The organism is Edwardsiella sp. EA181011 (assembly GCF_000800725.1).
GTDB lineage: Bacteria > Pseudomonadota > Gammaproteobacteria > Enterobacterales > Enterobacteriaceae > Edwardsiella > Edwardsiella anguillarum.
Genome location: NZ_CP011364.1, coordinates 3454091 through 3470690, shown reverse-complemented (window position 1 = coordinate 3470690; position 16600 = coordinate 3454091). Strand labels below are relative to the sequence as shown.

The following is a 16600-nucleotide window of genomic DNA, read 5'->3' as shown; positions in this document are numbered from 1 at the left end:
CCCGATTACGGCGGCTAACGCCGTCGGGGGCCGGTTTCCCGCCGCGTCGGGTGCGCCGGTAGGGCATGACACCATCAGACTGTTTTTCTGATGACGGAGGTTTGAGTGAAGTACGAATTAGTCAGCACCGATGGACGCGCCCGGCGCGGCCGCCTGATTTTTGAACGCGGCGTCGTTGAGACGCCGGCGTTTATGCCGGTAGGGACCTACGGCACGGTAAAAGGCATGACGCCGGAAGAGGTGGCCCAGACCGGTGCCCAGATCCTGCTGGGTAATACCTTCCACCTGTGGCTGCGCCCGGGTCAGGAGATCATGAAGCTGCACGGCGATCTGCATGACTTTATGCAGTGGCCGGGGCCGATCCTGACGGACTCCGGCGGTTTCCAGGTGTTCAGCCTGGGAGCGATGCGCAAGATCAAGGAGGAGGGGGTCTACTTCCGTAATCCGATCAACGGCTCTCCGGTGTTCCTGAGCCCGGAAAAATCGATGGAGATCCAGTACGACCTGGGATCGGACATCGTGATGATCTTCGATGAGTGCACCCCCTATCCGGCGGACTGGGACTACGCCAAGCGCTCCATGGAGATGTCGCTGCGCTGGGCTAAACGCAGCCGTCAGCGTTTTGATGAGCTGGGTAACCAGAATGCGCTGTTCGGAATTATTCAGGGCAGCGTTTACGAAGATTTACGAGATGTATCATTAAAAGGGCTGGTAGAGATCGGCTTTGATGGTTACGCTGTGGGCGGCCTGGCGGTAGGTGAGCCCAAAGAGGATATGCACCGTATTCTGGAGCATGTCTGCCCGATGATCCCGCAGGATAAGCCGCGTTACCTGATGGGCGTCGGCAAGCCGGAGGATCTGGTGGAAGGGGTGCGGCGCGGCATCGACATGTTCGACTGCGTCATGCCGACGCGCAACGCGCGCAACGGCCATCTTTTCGTCACCGGCGGGGTGGTAAAAATTCGCAATGCGAAATACAAAGAGGATACCGCTGCGCTGGATCCCGAGTGCGATTGTTACACCTGTCGCAATTATAGCCGCGCCTACTTGCATCATCTCGACCGTTGTAACGAAATTCTGGGTGCCCGTTTAAACACCATCCACAACCTGCGTTACTATCAGCGTTTGATGGCGGCTTTACGCCAGGCTATCGAGGAAGGTAAATTAGAGCGCTTTGCGGCTGATTTTTATGGTCGCCGAGGTCGTACGGTTCCGCCGCTGGGCGCAGCCGACGCCGCGTCCTGATCCCGCCGTCGTGCGGCGTTAAGGGCGGCAGCGTAGAAAGGTTAGGCCGGTCGGGAAATGGATCCTGGCCGGTTTAATGCACTTACTGTGCTTTGGCAGTGTGTTGTTGCTATCTATAGTAATTAATGAGGGATATTTCGATGAGTTTATTCATTTCTGACGCTGTTGCATCTGCAGGGGCTCCGGCGCAGGGCAGTCCGTACTCTCTGGTGATCATGCTGGTCGTCTTCGGCCTGATTTTCTATTTTATGATCCTGCGCCCGCAGCAAAAACGTGCCAAGGAACATAAAAAACTGATGGAGTCCATCAGCAAGGGTGATGAGGTGCTGACCAACGGTGGTCTGATTGGCCGCGTGGTTAAAGTGGCCGACACCGGCTATATCGCCATTGCGCTCAATGACACTACCGAAGTGATCATCAAACGCGATTTCGTGACCGCCGTCCTGCCGAAAGGTACGATGAAAGCGCTGTAATTTTCGATTTTCCCTAAGGGAACTGCCGTGTTAAACCGTTATCCTTTGTGGAAGTACATCATGCTGATCGTGGCGCTGGTCATCGGTCTGTTGTATGCGCTCCCTAACCTTTATGGCGAGGATCCGGCTGTTCAAATCACTGGCGCGCGCGGTGTCGCCGCCAGTGAGTCAACACTGGTCCAAGTCCGTGATGTGCTTGAAAAACAGCATATCCCCAGCAAATCCATTGCGCTGGAAAATGGTGCCATTCTGGCACGCTTTACTGATACCGACATTCAGCTGCGGGCGCGCGAAGCGCTGGTCGATACGCTGGGTGATAAATATGTCGTCGCACTCAACCTGGCACCGGCTACCCCGAAGTGGCTGGCGATGGTCGGCGCCGAGCCGATGAAGCTGGGTCTTGACCTGCGCGGCGGCGTGCATTTCCTGATGCAGGTGGACATGGATACTGCGCTGAGCAAGCTGCAGGAACAGACCATGGATACCCTGCGTAGCGATCTGCGTGACAAAGGCATTCCTTACTCTACCATCCGTAAGCTGCCCGATCCCGCCAGCGGAGGCGTGGAGATCAGTTTCCGTGACGCCGCCGCCCGCGATGCGGCCAGCGATTACCTCTCTCCGCGCCACCGCGATCTGGTCTTCAGCAACGCCGGTGATACGGCGTTGAAAGCGGTGATGACGGACGATCGCCTGCGTGAGGCCCGTGAGTATGCGGTGCAGCAGAACATCAATATCCTGCGTAACCGCGTGAACCAGCTGGGCGTTGCCGAACCGCTGGTACAGCGCCAGGGCGCCGATCGTATCGTGGTTGAGCTGCCGGGTATCCAGGACACGGCGCGCGCCAAGGAAATTCTGGGCGCGACCGCGACGCTGGAGTTCCGTCTGGTCAACAGCAACGTGGATGCACAGGCCGCCGCCAGCGGTCGCGTGCCAGGTGACTCCGAGGTCAAATATACCCGTGACGGCCGCCCGGTGGTGCTGTACAAGCGGGTGATCCTGACCGGTGACCACATCACTGACTCCACCTCCAGCCAGGATGAGTTTAACCGTCCGCAGGTTAATATCTCCCTCGACAGCGCCGGCGGCAGCGCCATGTCTAACTTCACCAAGGACAATATCGGCAAGCCGATGGCGACCCTGTTTGTGGAATATAAGGACAGCGGCAAGAAAGACGCCAGCGGCAAGCCGATCCTGGAGAAACAGGAAGAGGTGATCAACGTGGCGACGATCCAGTCACGCCTGGGTAACAGCTTCCGGATTACCGGCATCGATAACCCGGCTGAGGCCCGTCAGCTCTCTCTGCTGCTGCGCGCCGGCGCGCTGATTGCGCCGATCCAGATCGTGGAAGAGCGGACTATCGGCCCAACCCTGGGGATGCAGAACATTGAGCAGGGGCTGGAAGCCTGCCTGTGGGGCCTGGTCGCCTCCATCGTCTTCATGGTGGTGTTCTACAAGAAGTTCGGTCTGATCGCGACCACTGCGCTGTTGGCTAACCTGGTGATGATCGTCGGGATTATGTCGCTGCTGCCGGGGGCCACGCTGACCATGCCGGGCATTGCGGGGATCGTGCTAACCCTTGCGGTAGCGGTTGACGCCAACGTACTGATAAACGAGCGTATCAAGGAGGAGCTGCGCAACGGGCGAACCGTCCAGCAGGCGATCCATGAGGGCTACAAAGGCGCGTTTTCCAGTATTATCGATGCCAACGTGACCACGCTGATTACCGCAGTGATCTTGTACGCCGTGGGCACCGGCTCCATCAAGGGCTTTGCCATCACCACCGCTATCGGTGTGGCGACCTCGATGTTTACCGCCATTGTCGGTACCCGCGCCATTGTCAACCTGCTGTACGGCGGCAAGCGCATCAACAAGCTGTCTATCTAAGGGGTTAGGGAATGGCACAAGATTATACCGTTGAACAACTTAACCATGGGCGTAAGGTCATTGACTTTATGCGCTGGGATTACGTTGCCTTCATGCTTTCCGGGCTGCTGCTGCTGGCTTCCTGTCTGGTGATGTACGTGAAGGGCTTCAACTGGGGCCTGGACTTCACCGGCGGGACGGTGATTGAGCTGACGGTGGAGAAAGCACCGGATCTCAATGCGATGCGTGCCGCTCTGGTGAAGTCAGGCTTTGACGAGCCGGTGGTGCAGAACTTCGGCAGCAGCCGCGACATCATGATCCGCATGGCGCCGATTAGCGGCAACGAGGGTCAGGAGCTGGGTAACCGGATCGTGGCAGTGGTCGAGCAGGTCATCGATGGCAATGCCTCCGTTAAGCGTATCGAGTTCGTCGGTCCGAGCGTGGGCAGCGATCTGGCGCAGGCCGGCGGCATGGCGCTGCTGGTGGCGCTGATCAGTATCCTGATCTACGTCGGCTTCCGCTTCGAGTGGCGTCTGGCACTCGGTGCGGTGCTGGCGCTGGCGCACGACGTGGTGATCACGCTCGGGGTGCTGTCGTTGTTCCACATCGAGATCGATCTGACCATCGTGGCATCGCTGATGTCGGTTATCGGCTACTCGCTCAACGACAGTATCGTGGTCTCTGACCGTATCCGCGAAAACTTCCGTAAGATCCGTCGCGGTACGCCTTATGAGATCGTGAACGTTTCGCTGACGCAGACCCTGAGCCGTACCATCATGACCTCGGCGACGACCTTGGTGGTAGTGCTCTGTCTCTACATCTTCGGTGGCGCGATGCTGAAAGGCTTCTCACTGACGATGCTGATCGGGGTCTCCATCGGTACCGTGTCGTCTATCTATGTCGCCTCGGCGCTGGCGCTGAAGCTGGGCATGAAGCGTGAGCACATGCTGCAGCAGAAAGTGGAGAAAGAGGGCGCCGATCAGCCTTCGCTGCTGCCATAAGCGATGCGAATGGCCGCCAAGGGCGGTCGCGCAGACGGAACAAATCCGCCATTACAGACCGTAATGGCGGATTTTTTTATGTCTGTAGCGCAATTATTGGTGTAAAGGCGGTAGCTGGCGGGGGTTTATACCCCCACTGAACAGTAGTTTTAGAGGATTGGGGGATATAGCCGGCGAAATATGCGTTTTATCGTGCGGTTGTGTGATTTTCCCGGCAAACGAAGGGCCCTCTCCCTTTGTTGTCGGCGAGGTTGGGGGTACACTATGGCGACCCCGAAGCCGTCCAGGAAGAGTTATGCACTGTCCGTTTTGTTCCGCTGTCGATACCAAGGTCATTGATTCGCGTCTGGTGGGCGATGGCTCGCAGGTGCGCCGCCGTCGCCAGTGTCTGGTTTGCAATGAACGATTTACCACCTTTGAAGTGGCCGAACTGGTGATGCCCCGGGTGGTCAAGAGCAACGGTGTGCGGGAGCCCTTCAACGAGGAGAAGCTGCGCAGCGGCATGCTGAAAGCGCTGGAGAAGCGCCCGGTGAACTCCGATGATGTCGAGATGGCCATCAGCCATATTAAATCTCAGCTGCGCGCCACCGGCGAGCGCGAGGTCGCGACCAAGATGGTCGGTAACCTGGTGATGGATGCGCTGAAGAAGCTGGATAAGGTGGCCTATATCCGCTTTGCATCCGTATATCGCAGCTTTGAGGATGTGCGGGAGTTCGGTGAAGAGATCGCCCGCTTGCAGGAGTAGCACATTCAGCGTAGGAACCGTGATGATGATGTCTGCAGCCCATTCCGATGAATTTTACATGGCACGCGCCTTTGAGCTGGCGCGCCGTGGTCGTTTTACCACTACCCCTAACCCTAACGTCGGCTGCGTACTGGTGCGCGACGATCGCATCGTGGGCGAAGGGTTTCATCTGCGCGCCGGAGAGCCCCATGCCGAGGTCCACGCTCTGCGGATGGCCGGAGAGCAGGCCCGCGGCGCGACGGCCTATGTCACCCTGGAGCCGTGCAGCCATCATGGCCGTACGCCTCCCTGTGCTGACGCGCTGGTGGCCGCCGGCGTTAGCCGGGTGGTCGCGGCGATGCAAGACCCAAACCCCCACGTGGCCGGCCGGGGGCTATTCCGCCTGCAGCAGGCGGGGATTAGCGTGCGCCACGGATTGATGCTGGCCGAGGCTGAAGCCATCAATAAAGGCTTTCTGAAGCGGATGCGCACCGGTTTTCCCTATGTACAGCTGAAGCTGGGCGCCTCGCTTGACGGGCGTACCGCGATGGCCTCCGGCGAAAGCCAGTGGATCACCTCTGCCGACGCTCGCGCCGACGTCCAGCGCTACCGGGCGCAGAGCTCGGCGATTTTAAGCAGCAGCGCGACGGTGCTGGCGGACGATCCGGCGCTGACGGTGCGCTGGGCGTCACTGGATGAAGAGACCCAGCGCCTGTATCCGCGTGAACACCTGCGCCAGCCGCTGCGGGTGATCGTGGACAGCCATAACCGGGTAACGCCGCAGCATCGGCTGATAACACAGCCCGGCGAGACCCTGCTGGCGCGGGTTGACCCCGATATGCAGGCCTGGCCGTCGACGGTGAGCCAGCTGGCGGTACCGCGCCACGGCGAGGGGCTAGATCTGGTGCTGCTGATGATGCAGCTGGGTAAAATGCAGCTGAACAGCGTGTGGGTCGAGGCCGGGCCACGCCTGGCCGGCGCCCTGCTGCAGGCTGGACTGGTCGATGAGCTGATTGTTTATCTGGCGCCGATGCTGTTGGGTGATGCGGCGCGCGGACTGTGTCACCTGCCTGGGCTGGATCGCCTGGGCGATGCCCCGGCCCTGACGTTTAGCGACGTCACTCGGGTCGGCAACGATTTGCGTCTGACGCTACGCATGGTCTAGGCGGCGTCATCTCGCCCGACAGCGCGTGAGCGCTGACGTCGCGTTCGGCTGGGCGCGGCCGCCGAAATGACAATGGATCTGAGCAGAAGCGCAAAGAGTATGATAGAATCCGCCCCCCTGCGGGGTATAACTGACGTATGTTAAGGAAACCGTATGAAAACGATTCAAGGCGTTGTTGCTGCTCCCCAAGCGCGTGTTGCCATCGCGATCGCGCGCTTTAACCATTTCATCAATGACAGTTTGCTGGAAGGGGCGATCGACGCGCTGAAGCGTATTGGTCAGGTTTCTGACGAAAATATTACCGTAGTGTGGGTGCCGGGCGCCTACGAGCTGCCGCTGACCGTTCGCGCACTGGCGTCCTCTGGCCGTTACGACGCCGTCGTGGCGCTGGGTACCGTGATCCGCGGCGGTACCGCCCATTTTGAATTCGTTGCCGGTGAGTGCAGCTCCGGCCTGGCCAGCGTCGCGCTGAATACCGACGTACCGGTCGCCTTTGGCGTGCTGACCACCGAAACCATCGAACAAGCCATTGATCGTGCTGGGACCAAAGCGGGTAACAAAGGTGCGGAAGCCGCGCTGACCGCGCTCGAAATGATCAATGTACTTAAAGCCATTAAAGCCTGATTTATTAGTAAGGGGAATTCCGTGAAACCTGCTGCCCGTCGCCGCGCCCGTGAGTGTGCTGTCCAGGCACTCTACTCTTGGCAGATCTCTAAAAACGACATCGCCGATGTCGAATACCAGTTTCTGTCAGAGCAGGACGTGAAAGATGTTGACGTTAACTATTTCCGTGAGTTGTTGTCCGGTGTGGCAAGCAATGCGGACTATCTGGATGGCCTGATGGCACCCGTGCTGTCACGTCAGCTGGAGGAGCTGGGACAGGTTGAGAGAGCTATCCTGCGCGTGTCCATCTATGAGCTGAGCAAGCGTCAGGATGTCCCTTATAAAGTGGCCATCAATGAAGGCATTGAGCTGGCAAAAACCTTTGGCGCCGAAGACAGCCACAAGTTTGTCAACGGCGTATTGGATAAGGTTGCACCGCAGGTGCGTCCGAACCGTAAATAATTATCGCGGGTCGTCCGCCCGGCCTTATGGGGCCTGACAGCTACGCAACAGGCCGGTTTTCCGGCCTTTTTTTCGGCTGTGCGACCGGCCCGATCGCAGGAAACAAGCTATGGCACACGGTGAATTTGATCTGATAGCCCGTTACTTTAACCGTCGGTGCACCCCGCGACACGATGTCCAGCGTGGTATCGGCGATGACTGTGCGCTGCTGTCGGTGTCGGAAAAACAGTGGGTGGCCGTCAGCAGCGATACGCTGGTCAGCGGCATTCATTTCTTGCCAGAGATTGATCCGGCCGATCTCGGCTATAAATCCCTGGCGGTAAACATCAGCGATTTGGCGGCGATGGGCGCCGATCCGGCCTGGGTGTCGCTGGCGCTGACACTGCCCGCGGTGGATGAACCCTGGCTGCAGGCTTTCAGCGATGCCCTGTTTGAGCAGTTAGACTACTACGGCATGCAGCTGATCGGGGGAGACACAACCCGCGGCCCGTTGAGCCTGACCTATACCGTTCAAGGATTGGTGCCGGCCGGCCGGGCGCTGCTGCGCAGCGGTGCCCGGGTGGGCGACTGGATCTATGTCACCGGGACGCTGGGCGACAGCGCCGCGGGGCTAGCGCTGCTGCAAGCGCGTCTGACGGTGGCCGATGAGGCCGATCGGCGCTATCTGCTCGGGCGCCACCTGCGCCCGCAGCCGCGGGTGCTGCAGGGGCAGGCGCTACGCGATCTGGCCAGCGCCGCCATCGATATTTCCGACGGGCTGATCGCCGATCTGGGCCACATCCTTAAGGCCAGCGACTGCGGGGCCCATCTGTACCTGGATAAGCTGCCGCTGTCGGCGGAGCTGATGCGCCACGCCGACGCCGAAACCTGTCAGAACTGGGCGCTGGGCGGCGGCGAAGACTATGAACTGTGCTTCACCGTGCCGGAGATGTACCGCGGCGCGCTGGATATGGCGCTCGCCCAGCTGGGGTGCCGCTATACCTGCATCGGGCAGATGGCGCCGGCGTCGGAGGGCATATGCCTGTGGCGCGGGGATCGTCAGGTGACGCTGGATATACAGGGGTTCGATCACTTTGGCTAAAATGACGAAGCAACAGCAGCGGGCGGCCAAGGCGCGTCTGCGGATGGGGAATCCCTGGCACCTGCTGGCGACCGGGTTTGGCAGCGGTCTGAGCCCGCTGGTGCCCGGTACCATGGGATCGATCGCCGCCATCCCGTTCTGGCTGCTGCTCGTGCGGCTGCCGCTGTCGCTGTATATCGTGGTTCTGCTGCTGAGCATTGCGCTCGGCACCTACCTGTGTCACCGCACCGCGCGTGATATGGGGGTACACGATCACGGCAGTATCGTGTGGGATGAGTTTGTCGGTATGTGGATCACCCTGATGGCGGTGCCGGCGCTGGAGTGGCGCTGGGTGCTGGCCGGGCTGGTGATCTTTCGGGTACTGGACATGTGGAAACCCTGGCCTATCCGCTGGTTTGACCGCAACGTGCACGGCGGCTGGGGCATTATGGTCGATGACATCGTCGCCGGGGTGCTGTCGGCGCTGCTGCTGTGGCTGGCCGGGTACTATGGCATACGCTGAGTCAGCGGCTGACGCGACGCGTCGGATGAGGTAACAAAGGGGCCGCAGCGCGGCCCCTTTTTGTCAGCTAGTGGCGGGCGTTAACACGCCAGCCAGGCCTCCAGCTGCGCGAGGATGCCGTCGGCGTCCAGCTGCAGATCGCGGCGGATCTCCTCCTGGCTGCCCTGGGGAACAAAGCTGTCCTGCAGGCCGATGTTGAGCACCGGTCGCGGCAGGCGTAGCTGCATCAGCAGCTCATTGACGCCGCTGCCGGCGCCGCCCATGACGGCGTTCTCCTCCAGGGTGACCAGGTAGTCGTGCTGCTCGGCCAGGCTGCGCACCAGCGCGTCATCCAGCGGTTTAACAAAGCGCATGTCGGCGACGCTGGCGTTCAGACGCTCGGCGGCCTCCAGCGCCTGCGGCAGCAGGGTGCCGAAGTTGAGGATAGCGATGCGCTCGCCGCGGCGGCGCAGGACGCCCTTACCGATCGGCAGGGCCTGCGGCGGCGTCAGCGGTACGCCGGTGCCGGTGCCGCGCGGATAGCGCACCGCCGAGGGCCCCTCGCGGTATTCATAGCCGGTCTGCAGCATTTGACGGCATTCGTTCTCATCGCTCGGGGTCATGATCACCAGATTGGGGATGCAGCGCAGGAACGAGAGATCAAAGGCCCCCTGATGGGTCTGTCCGTCGGCGCCGACGATCCCGCCGCGGTCGATGGCGAACAGCACCGGCAGCCGCTGGATGGCGACGTCGTGGATCACCTGATCGTAGGCTCGCTGCAGGAAACTGGAATAGATTGCGACCACCGGATGATAGCCGCCAATGGCCAGCCCTGCGCCAAAGGTAACGGCGTGCTGTTCGGCGATCGCAACGTCGAAGAACTGCTGCGGGTATTCGCGGGAGAAGCGCACCATCCCGGAGCCCTCGCGCATCGCCGGGGTGATCCCCATCAGCTTTTCATCATTGAGCGCCGTTTCACACAGCCAATCGCCGAAAATCTTGGAGTAGGTCGGCAGGGTTCCGCTGCTTTTGGGCAGGGTTCCAGAGGCCGGGTCGAACTTGGGTACCGCGTGCCAGCTGATGGGATCCTTTTCCGCCGGGGCGTAGCCCTTGCCCTTTTTGGTCATGATATGCAGCAGCTGCGGGCCCTTCAGGCCGCGCATGTTCTTCAGGGTGGCGACCAGCGCCTGCACATCATGGCCATCCACCGGGCCGATATAGTTAAAGCCCAGCTCCTCGAACAGGGTGCCCGGCACAACCATGCCTTTGAGATGCTCTTCGGTACGCTTGACCAGCTCTTTGATCGGCGGTAGCCCGGAAAGGACTTTCTTGCCGCCTTCGCGCAGGCTGGCGTACAGCTTGCCGGAGAGCAGCTGGGCCAGGTGGTTGTTCAGGGCGCCGACGTTTTCGGAGATCGACATTTCATTGTCGTTCAGCACCACCAGCATATCGGCCTTGATATCGCCGGCGTGATTCATGGCCTCAAAGGCCATCCCCGCGGTCATGGCGCCATCGCCGATGACGCAGACGGTACGGCGGCCCAGCCCTTCGCGCTCGGCGGCGACGGCCATGCCCAGCCCGGCGCTGATGGAGGTCGACGAGTGGCCGACGCTCAGCACGTCATATTCGCTCTCGTCCCGCCAGGGGAACGGATGCAGCCCGCCCTTCTGGCGGATGGTGGCGATGCGGTCGCGCCGCCCGGTCAGGATCTTGTGCGGGTAGGCCTGATGACCGACGTCCCAGATCAGCGAGTCGAACGGCGTGTTATAGACATAGTGCAGTGCCACGGTCAGCTCGACGGCCCCCAGGCCGGAGGCGAAGTGCCCGCTGGAGCGGCTGACGCTGTTCAGCAGATACTGGCGCAGCTCATCGCACAGCGTCGGCAAACTCTCTTTGGGCAACAGGCGCAGATCGTCGGGATCCTGCACCAGCGCCAGCGTTGGGTATTTGGCAATATCAAAACTCATTAGCGGCTCATGTCTGCGTATTCGTGTGACAACGCCCGTCGTGCGCACAGGCCGACGGAAATTGTTATTATGGCGTTAATTATCGCGCTCAACGATAAAACTGGCTAAGGATTTTAGCGCCTGCGTATCCAGGTTGTGGCATTGTTCAAGCTCTGCCAGCGCCTGCAGCGCCTCGTCCAGCAGTATCGCAGCCTTCTGCCGCGCCTGATCCAGGCCGAGCAGGGCTGGATAGGTGCTCTTGTCCAGCTGCTGATCCGCCCCCTGGCGCTTGCCGGTTTTGCTGCTGTCGCCCACCACATCCAAAATGTCATCCTGTACCTGGAACGCCAGACCGATGGCGGCGGCGTAGCGGTCAAGGGCCGGCAGGGCGCTCCGTCCGGCATCACCGCCGGCCAGGGCTCCCATGCGCACCGCACAGCGGATCAGCGCCCCGGTTTTATGGCGATGGATCTGTTCCAGCGCCGCCAGCGCCACGTGTCGCCCTTCTGCCTCCAGATCGAGCGCCTGACCACCGCACATGCCGGCGACGCCGCTGGCGTGGGCCAGCTCGCTCAGCATCTGTAGCCGGTCGCGATCGGCTACGCCGGGCATCGGGCCATCGGCCAGAATGGAAAAGGCCAGGGTCTGCAGCGCGTCGCCGGCCAGTATGGCATGGGCCTCGCCAAACTTGATATGGCAGGTCGGCTGGCCGCGGCGCAGATCGTCATCGTCCATCGCGGGTAGATCGTCGTGCAGCAGCGAGTAGGCGTGAATGCACTCAACGGCGGCGGCCGGTGCGTCCAGCGCCGTCGGCGAGCAGCCAAACAGGCCTCCGGTGGCGTACACCAGATAGGGGCGCAGGCGCTTGCCGCCCAGCAGGGTGCCGTAGCGCATGGCGCCCACCAGCGGTCCGTCGGCAAAGGGCAGGGTATCCAGCGCCTGGATCAGCGCAGCATCCGCCCGCTGGCGGCAGGTTTTCATCTGTTGTTCAAAAGACGCCATGGCTTACTCTTGTTCCGCATTGAAAGGCGATAGCGGGGCATCCTGATCGTCGCTGAGCAGGATTTTAACGCGCTGTTCTGCCTGCTGCAGGGTCTGCTGTCCCTGGCGGGCCAGGCGGACGCCGCGCTCGAACTCGCTGAGCGCCTCCTCCAGCGGCAGATCGCCGGACTCGAGGCGTACCACTATCTGTTCCAGTTCGCTAAGTGCCTGTTCAAATGCCGGTGCGGCGGGTGCTTTCTTGGCCATATTCTCTTTACTTGGTTGCTGGCAAAACGGCGGACGGGTCCGTGGCTCGGCAAGATTCTGCATCTGCCGGCGTACATGTTCGCACCGTTTTGGCTAACTTAGTGGTATACTGCGCGCTCTGTGCTCGGCACGGCGCTACATTCTACAGAAAGCGCGCCCGTGCAGTGTAAGCCCTTTTAACGCATATCTCGACGACTATTAGCCACGACCGCCATGAAGTTTATCATTAAATTATTCCCGGAAATCACCATCAAAAGCCAGTCCGTACGCCTGCGCTTTATTAAAATCCTGACCGGGAATATCCGCAACGTGTTGAAACCGTTGGTTGAAGATGTGGCGGTAACGCGCCATTGGGATCATATCGAAGTTCGGGCCAAAGAGGAAAGCCGCCGCGACCTGGTTCGCGATGCCTTAACCCGGATCCCGGGTATTCATCACATTTTAGAGGTGGAGGATCATCCCTACACCGACATGCACGACATCTTTGAGCAGACGCTGGCGATGTACCGCGAACAGCTAGAAGAGAAAACCTTCTGCGTACGCGTGAAGCGGCGTGGTAAGCACGAATTCACCTCGATTGAGGTGGAGCGCTATGTCGGCGGCGGCCTGAATCAGAATATCCCCAGCGCCCGGGTTCGTCTGAATCACCCCGAGGTGACGGTTAACCTGGAGATTGAAGACGATCGCCTGCTGCTGGTGCGCGGTCGCTTTGAGGGCCAAGGGGGCTACCCCATCGGTACCCAGGAGGATGTTCTGTCGCTGATCTCCGGCGGCTTTGACTCCGGGGTTTCCAGCTACATGCTGATGCGCCGCGGCTGCCGGGTGCACTACTGCTTCTTCAACCTGGGCGGCTCGGCGCATGAAATCGGCGTGAAACAGGTGGCGCACTACCTATGGAACCGGTTCGGCAGCTCACACCGGGTGCGCTTTGTCGCCATCGACTTTGCTCCGGTGGTCGGCGAGATCCTGGAGAAGGTGGACGACGGCCAGATGGGCGTGGTGCTGAAGCGCATGATGGTGCGCGCCGCGTCTCGGGTCGCCGAGCGCTACGGCATTCAGGCGCTGGTGACCGGGGAGGCGCTGGGACAAGTCTCCAGCCAGACCCTGACCAACCTGCGTCTGATCGACGGCGTGAGCGATACGCTGGTACTGCGCCCGCTGATCGCCCACGACAAAGAGCATATCATCCGCTTGGCGCGCCAGATCGGTACCGAGGACTTCGCCAAGACCATGCCGGAGTTCTGCGGGGTGATCTCCAAGAGCCCGACCGTGAAGGCGGTGAAGGCGAAGATCGAGGCGGAGGAGACCCACTTCGATTTCGCGATCCTGGAGCGGGTGGTCGATGAGGCGCAGACGCTGGATATCCGCGATATCGCGCGTCAGACCGAGGCCGAGGTGGTGGAGGTCGAGACCATCGCGTCGCTGGAGCAGGGCGATGTGGTGCTGGATATCCGCGCGCCGGATGAGCAGGAGGCGAAGCCGTTGCAGCTGGCGGACAGCGAGGTGGTATGCCTGCCGTTTTATAAGCTGGCCAACGCCTTCGGCGATCTGGATCAGCGCCGCCGCTATGTGCTGTACTGCGATCGCGGGGTGATGAGCCGTCTGCAGGCGCTGTATCTGAAAGAGCAGGGCTACGACAACGTACGCGTTTACCGGCCTTAAGCGCTTCTCTCCTCTATGTTGCCGTCCAGCCTCGCTTGCAGGCTGAGCGGCAACGTCAACCCATACGCCTCCAGCAGCGTCTCATCACGCAGGATCTGCGCCGTCGCGCCTTGGGCTGCAATACGTCCACTGCAGAGCACCAGCGTTCGTTGGGTCGTCTGTAGGGCCAAATCGAGATCGTGGGTGGCGAGCAGCAGGGCGCTATTCAGGCTATTCAAATGATGGATCAAGGTACGACGTGCCTGCGGATCGAGCGCCGCGCTGGGCTCATCCAACAGGAGTAGAGCTGGATCCGCGATCAATAATGTGGCTAGCGCCGCGCGTTGCTGTTCGCCGCCCGACAGGTGATGGGGCGGCAGATCGAGTAGCGGCAGAAGGCCGAAGGTGGTGGCGATCTGTTGGATCCGCTGTTGATGTGCCACCTCACTCAGCGGACTGTCACCGATCGACAGCGCTAATTCCTCACGCAGCGATGGCAGAATCAACTGACACTCTTGGCGCTGGAACAACAGGCCTAGGCGTTGCCCCGCGCGCCGGGGCTGGCCGATGCAGGAGATCCCCTCCACCTTGATACTTCCTGCTCTAGGGGTCAAGCAGCCGCACAGGTGTAGCAACAGTGACGACTTGCCGCTGCCGTTGGCACCAATCAGGGCGACCTTTTCTCCATGGTGAATAGTCAGGTTGACATTACGTAGCACCGGTAATGCTTGATAGGCGACGGTGAGGTGTTCAACCTGGAGCAAGATAGACACGTTCTCCTCCTATGAATAACAGCAGTGTCAAGAGGATCAGGGCGAGCGTCATGCTGTCGCGCCGGCGCCAATGCAGATGTCGGCGGATGTCGTAGCGCGGCATTGCGGGTTTGCAGCACAGGGCGAGGCGAACATCCTCTGCATGGCGAGTGGCGTAGACCAGTACGGAGCCGAGCATACAGGCGTAGATCCACATCCTGGTGCGTAACGTTAGACGCTGACGCGCCGGCGCGCGCAGCTGCAAGGCTTGCAGGCTGGCACGTAGATAGCGCGCTAAGGTGCTGAGGTGGCGGAAGGTGAGTAGCAGCAGCGAGACGGTGTTGGCCGGTACGCGCATCCCCTGCAATGCGGCACCTAATGTTGTGGTATCGAGCCCGGCACAAAAGAAGAGTAGGAATGCCAGTGATACGTTGGATTTGAGGGTCAACAGCCATGCGAGTGTGATGCCTGGATGTAATGGTACCGCTAGTCCTGGGGGCCAGCTAGCGCCTGCGACGCTAAAGGGTAGGGTGAGCCAGAGAAATAGCATCAAGATATTTAAAGGAATAAAGGCACGATAGGCGCCCCGCGGCAGTGGGGTGAGCAGCAGAGCGAGTGCGGCCAGGGCACCCCAAACGGCGACGAATTGTGGGGTGAGGCTCTGTACTACGCCAGCGCTGACTAACAGCGCGCCACCGAGCCGGCAACGTGGATCCCAGCCATAGCGTGGCTTGGCCGAGAGCGTGGATCGAGGGGCGTTAAAAGAGAACATTAGCGGAGGCTACCGGTGAGCAGTTCGGGAGCGACCCGCTTCAGGAACAGAAAGGCAAACAGGGTGATCCCTCCCTCCAGCAGCGCCAGCGGTAGATTGGCGATGAACAGTAGCGTGGCCGTTGAGGCAAGGGTGGCGTGGCTCCAGGTGAGTGCCAGATAGATGAGTACGGCAGCGATGACGATGGGTAAGGCACCGCAGAGAAAGGCGATGCCAGACGCCAGCCGGCCGGGGCGTCGCAACCCAGGAGTCAGTGGCAGGCAGCCCAGTAGCGCTGCGCCGCCCATGACGCTGGCATTGACCCCGAGCGACAAGAGGCCACCGAATTGAAAGAGTATCGCCTGTAGTGCCAGGGCGATGAAGATGGCGGGAAAAGCGCTCCAGCCGAGGATGATCCCCATAACGCCGAGCAGAGTGAAGTGTATCGAGCTGGCCCCCAGAGGGATGCGTACCAACGAGGCCAGAAAGAAAGCGCTGCTCAGGACGGCGATACGCGGTAGCTGTTGCGTAGAGGTGTGCCGCAGCGCCAGCATTGCCAGTAGCGCGCTACACCCCCAGCCGGAAAAGATCACCGGTAGCGTTAAGATCCCTTCACTGATGTGCATGTGTGTTTTTCCGCCCATGGTGACGCGTCATATAGCCGACGGCGGCGTAGATATTAATGAGTAAGCTAACGCCGAGTAGCGCGCGTAACGGCATGGAGAAGCGGGAGAAGAGGCCGCCATTTAGCGGTTGGGGCTCCGCTTTGACCGCCTGTTGTGTCACTTTAAGGGGGTGATTGAGCGCATGTCCCATACCGTCGCGCATCTCCAGACGCCATTCACCACTCTGGTTGGGGACGAAGGCGAAGCGCCCCAGGCGATCGGTACGTCCGTTCTGATATTCGGTGGTGGCATTATCGGGTGCATAGAGTTTGATCTGGGCGAAGGGGGCGGCGTCACCGGTGGAATAGCCGAACTGTACCACTTGCGCCTGATCGCTGCTCAGATCGCGCACTAGCACGCTATGTGCACCAACCGGCGCGACCAGCGCCCCCAATAGGGGGAGTAACATCCAGATTGCGATAGAACGCATGATAATTTACCTCCTCTGCCCTGTTGCCGGTCATAACTCCGCTGGAGAACGTCACGTCGTTAATTCAAC

The 16600-nt window shown here is 60.6% G+C and carries 18 protein-coding genes; 11 read left to right on the top strand and 7 right to left on the bottom strand.

Annotation, left to right across the window (positions count from 1 at the left end):
• Positions 1 to 105: 105 nt before the first annotated feature.
• From tgt to pgpA, 10 genes are all read left to right on the top strand, one after another.
• Positions 106 to 1245: a tRNA guanosine(34) transglycosylase Tgt gene (gene tgt, locus QY76_RS15380; protein WP_034163702.1), complete on the top strand. Its 1140-nt coding sequence runs from the start codon at positions 106 to 108 to the stop codon at positions 1243 to 1245.
• Between the two features lie 140 nt (positions 1246 to 1385).
• A complete protein-coding gene (gene yajC / locus QY76_RS15375) occupies positions 1386 to 1718 on the top strand; it encodes a preprotein translocase subunit YajC (protein WP_034163700.1) in 333 nt (110 codons plus the stop codon).
• Positions 1719 to 1745: 27 nt separating this feature from the next.
• Positions 1746 to 3602, top strand: coding sequence for a protein translocase subunit SecD (secD, locus tag QY76_RS15370; protein ID WP_071844197.1), 1857 nt, complete (start codon positions 1746 to 1748; stop codon positions 3600 to 3602).
• An 11-nt stretch (positions 3603 to 3613) separates the two neighbouring features.
• Positions 3614 to 4582 (top strand): protein translocase subunit SecF, encoded by a 969-nt coding sequence (gene secF / locus QY76_RS15365; protein ID WP_045426218.1) that lies wholly within the window; start codon positions 3614 to 3616, stop codon positions 4580 to 4582.
• A gap of 295 nt (positions 4583 to 4877) precedes the next feature.
• Positions 4878 to 5327 carry a transcriptional regulator NrdR gene (gene nrdR / locus QY76_RS15360; protein ID WP_034163697.1) on the top strand — a complete coding sequence of 150 codons (450 nt, stop codon included), beginning with the start codon at positions 4878 to 4880 and terminating at the stop codon, positions 5325 to 5327.
• A 22-nt stretch (positions 5328 to 5349) separates the two neighbouring features.
• Entirely contained in the window at positions 5350 to 6471 is a 1122-nt protein-coding gene (ribD, locus tag QY76_RS15355) for a bifunctional diaminohydroxyphosphoribosylaminopyrimidine deaminase/5-amino-6-(5-phosphoribosylamino)uracil reductase RibD (protein ID WP_095666560.1), read from the top strand.
• Positions 6472 to 6624: 153 nt separating this feature from the next.
• On the top strand, positions 6625 to 7095 hold the full coding sequence (gene ribE, locus QY76_RS15350; protein WP_012847839.1) for a 6,7-dimethyl-8-ribityllumazine synthase: 471 nt from the start codon (positions 6625 to 6627) through the stop codon (positions 7093 to 7095).
• A gap of 21 nt (positions 7096 to 7116) precedes the next feature.
• Entirely contained in the window at positions 7117 to 7536 is a 420-nt protein-coding gene (nusB, locus tag QY76_RS15345) for a transcription antitermination factor NusB (protein WP_012847840.1), read from the top strand.
• Positions 7537 to 7645: 109 nt separating this feature from the next.
• On the top strand, positions 7646 to 8617 hold the full coding sequence (thiL, locus tag QY76_RS15340) for a thiamine-phosphate kinase (protein ID WP_034163695.1): 972 nt from the start codon (positions 7646 to 7648) through the stop codon (positions 8615 to 8617).
• 1 nt (position 8618) lies between these two features.
• A complete protein-coding gene (gene pgpA / locus QY76_RS15335) occupies positions 8619 to 9119 on the top strand; it encodes a phosphatidylglycerophosphatase A (RefSeq protein ID WP_045426215.1) in 501 nt (166 codons plus the stop codon).
• An 80-nt stretch (positions 9120 to 9199) separates the two neighbouring features.
• Here pgpA and dxs read toward each other — a convergent pair whose 3' ends face one another.
• The 3 genes from dxs to xseB form a co-directional block, all read right to left on the bottom strand.
• The gene (dxs, locus tag QY76_RS15330; RefSeq protein WP_034163692.1) at positions 9200 to 11065 is read right to left on the bottom strand and encodes a 1-deoxy-D-xylulose-5-phosphate synthase; all 1866 of its coding nucleotides are present in this window, start codon (positions 11063 to 11065) and stop codon (positions 9200 to 9202) included.
• 75 nt (positions 11066 to 11140) lie between these two features.
• Entirely contained in the window at positions 11141 to 12046 is a 906-nt protein-coding gene (gene ispA / locus QY76_RS15325; RefSeq protein WP_045426212.1) for a (2E,6E)-farnesyl diphosphate synthase, read from the bottom strand.
• A gap of 3 nt (positions 12047 to 12049) precedes the next feature.
• Positions 12050 to 12292, bottom strand: coding sequence for an exodeoxyribonuclease VII small subunit (xseB, locus tag QY76_RS15320; RefSeq protein WP_034163689.1), 243 nt, complete (start codon positions 12290 to 12292; stop codon positions 12050 to 12052).
• Positions 12293 to 12505: 213 nt separating this feature from the next.
• On the opposite strand from xseB, the gene thiI reads away from it, so the two are divergent.
• Entirely contained in the window at positions 12506 to 13954 is a 1449-nt protein-coding gene (gene thiI, locus QY76_RS15315; RefSeq protein WP_034163688.1) for a tRNA uracil 4-sulfurtransferase ThiI, read from the top strand.
• On the opposite strand, the gene QY76_RS15310 is transcribed toward thiI, so the two are convergent.
• From QY76_RS15310 to QY76_RS15295, 4 genes are read right to left on the bottom strand one after another with little or no spacing between them, the layout of a single operon-like run.
• On the bottom strand, positions 13951 to 14706 hold the full coding sequence (locus QY76_RS15310; protein ID WP_049648898.1) for an energy-coupling factor ABC transporter ATP-binding protein: 756 nt from the start codon (positions 14704 to 14706) through the stop codon (positions 13951 to 13953). The two genes, thiI and QY76_RS15310, sit on opposite strands and share 4 nt — an antisense overlap.
• Entirely contained in the window at positions 14684 to 15457 is a 774-nt protein-coding gene (locus QY76_RS15305; RefSeq protein ID WP_034163687.1) for an energy-coupling factor transporter transmembrane component T, read from the bottom strand. The genes QY76_RS15310 and QY76_RS15305 overlap by 23 nt, the downstream gene beginning before the upstream one ends.
• Positions 15457 to 16062 (bottom strand): cobalt transporter CbiM, encoded by a 606-nt coding sequence (cbiM, locus tag QY76_RS15300; protein ID WP_034163686.1) that lies wholly within the window; start codon positions 16060 to 16062, stop codon positions 15457 to 15459. The genes QY76_RS15305 and cbiM overlap by 1 nt, the downstream gene beginning before the upstream one ends.
• Entirely contained in the window at positions 16049 to 16531 is a 483-nt protein-coding gene (locus QY76_RS15295) for a hypothetical protein (RefSeq protein ID WP_034163685.1), read from the bottom strand. Before QY76_RS15295 ends, cbiM begins: the two co-directional genes overlap by 14 nt.
• Positions 16532 to 16600 lie beyond the last annotated feature (69 nt).

Excerpts from the sequence above, each read along its gene's own strand:
- yajC (WP_034163700.1), top strand. The coding sequence starts at position 1,386 with ATGAGTTTATTCATTTCTGACGCTGTTGCATCTGCAGGGGCTCCGGCG.
- secF (WP_045426218.1), top strand. The coding sequence starts at position 3,614 with ATGGCACAAGATTATACCGTTGAACAACTTAACCATGGGCGTAAGGTC.
- nrdR (WP_034163697.1), top strand. The coding sequence starts at position 4,878 with ATGCACTGTCCGTTTTGTTCCGCTGTCGATACCAAGGTCATTGATTCG.
- ribD (WP_095666560.1), top strand. The coding sequence starts at position 5,350 with ATGATGATGTCTGCAGCCCATTCCGATGAATTTTACATGGCACGCGCC.
- ribE (WP_012847839.1), top strand. The coding sequence starts at position 6,625 with ATGAAAACGATTCAAGGCGTTGTTGCTGCTCCCCAAGCGCGTGTTGCC.
- thiL (WP_034163695.1), top strand. The coding sequence starts at position 7,646 with ATGGCACACGGTGAATTTGATCTGATAGCCCGTTACTTTAACCGTCGG.
- pgpA (WP_045426215.1), top strand. The coding sequence starts at position 8,619 with ATGACGAAGCAACAGCAGCGGGCGGCCAAGGCGCGTCTGCGGATGGGG.
- dxs (WP_034163692.1), bottom strand. The coding sequence starts at position 11,065 with ATGAGTTTTGATATTGCCAAATACCCAACGCTGGCGCTGGTGCAGGAT.
- ispA (WP_045426212.1), bottom strand. The coding sequence starts at position 12,046 with ATGGCGTCTTTTGAACAACAGATGAAAACCTGCCGCCAGCGGGCGGAT.
- xseB (WP_034163689.1), bottom strand. The coding sequence starts at position 12,292 with ATGGCCAAGAAAGCACCCGCCGCACCGGCATTTGAACAGGCACTTAGC.
- thiI (WP_034163688.1), top strand. The coding sequence starts at position 12,506 with ATGAAGTTTATCATTAAATTATTCCCGGAAATCACCATCAAAAGCCAG.
- QY76_RS15305 (WP_034163687.1), bottom strand. The coding sequence starts at position 15,457 with ATGTTCTCTTTTAACGCCCCTCGATCCACGCTCTCGGCCAAGCCACGC.
- cbiM (WP_034163686.1), bottom strand. The coding sequence starts at position 16,062 with ATGCACATCAGTGAAGGGATCTTAACGCTACCGGTGATCTTTTCCGGC.
- QY76_RS15295 (WP_034163685.1), bottom strand. The coding sequence starts at position 16,531 with ATGCGTTCTATCGCAATCTGGATGTTACTCCCCCTATTGGGGGCGCTG.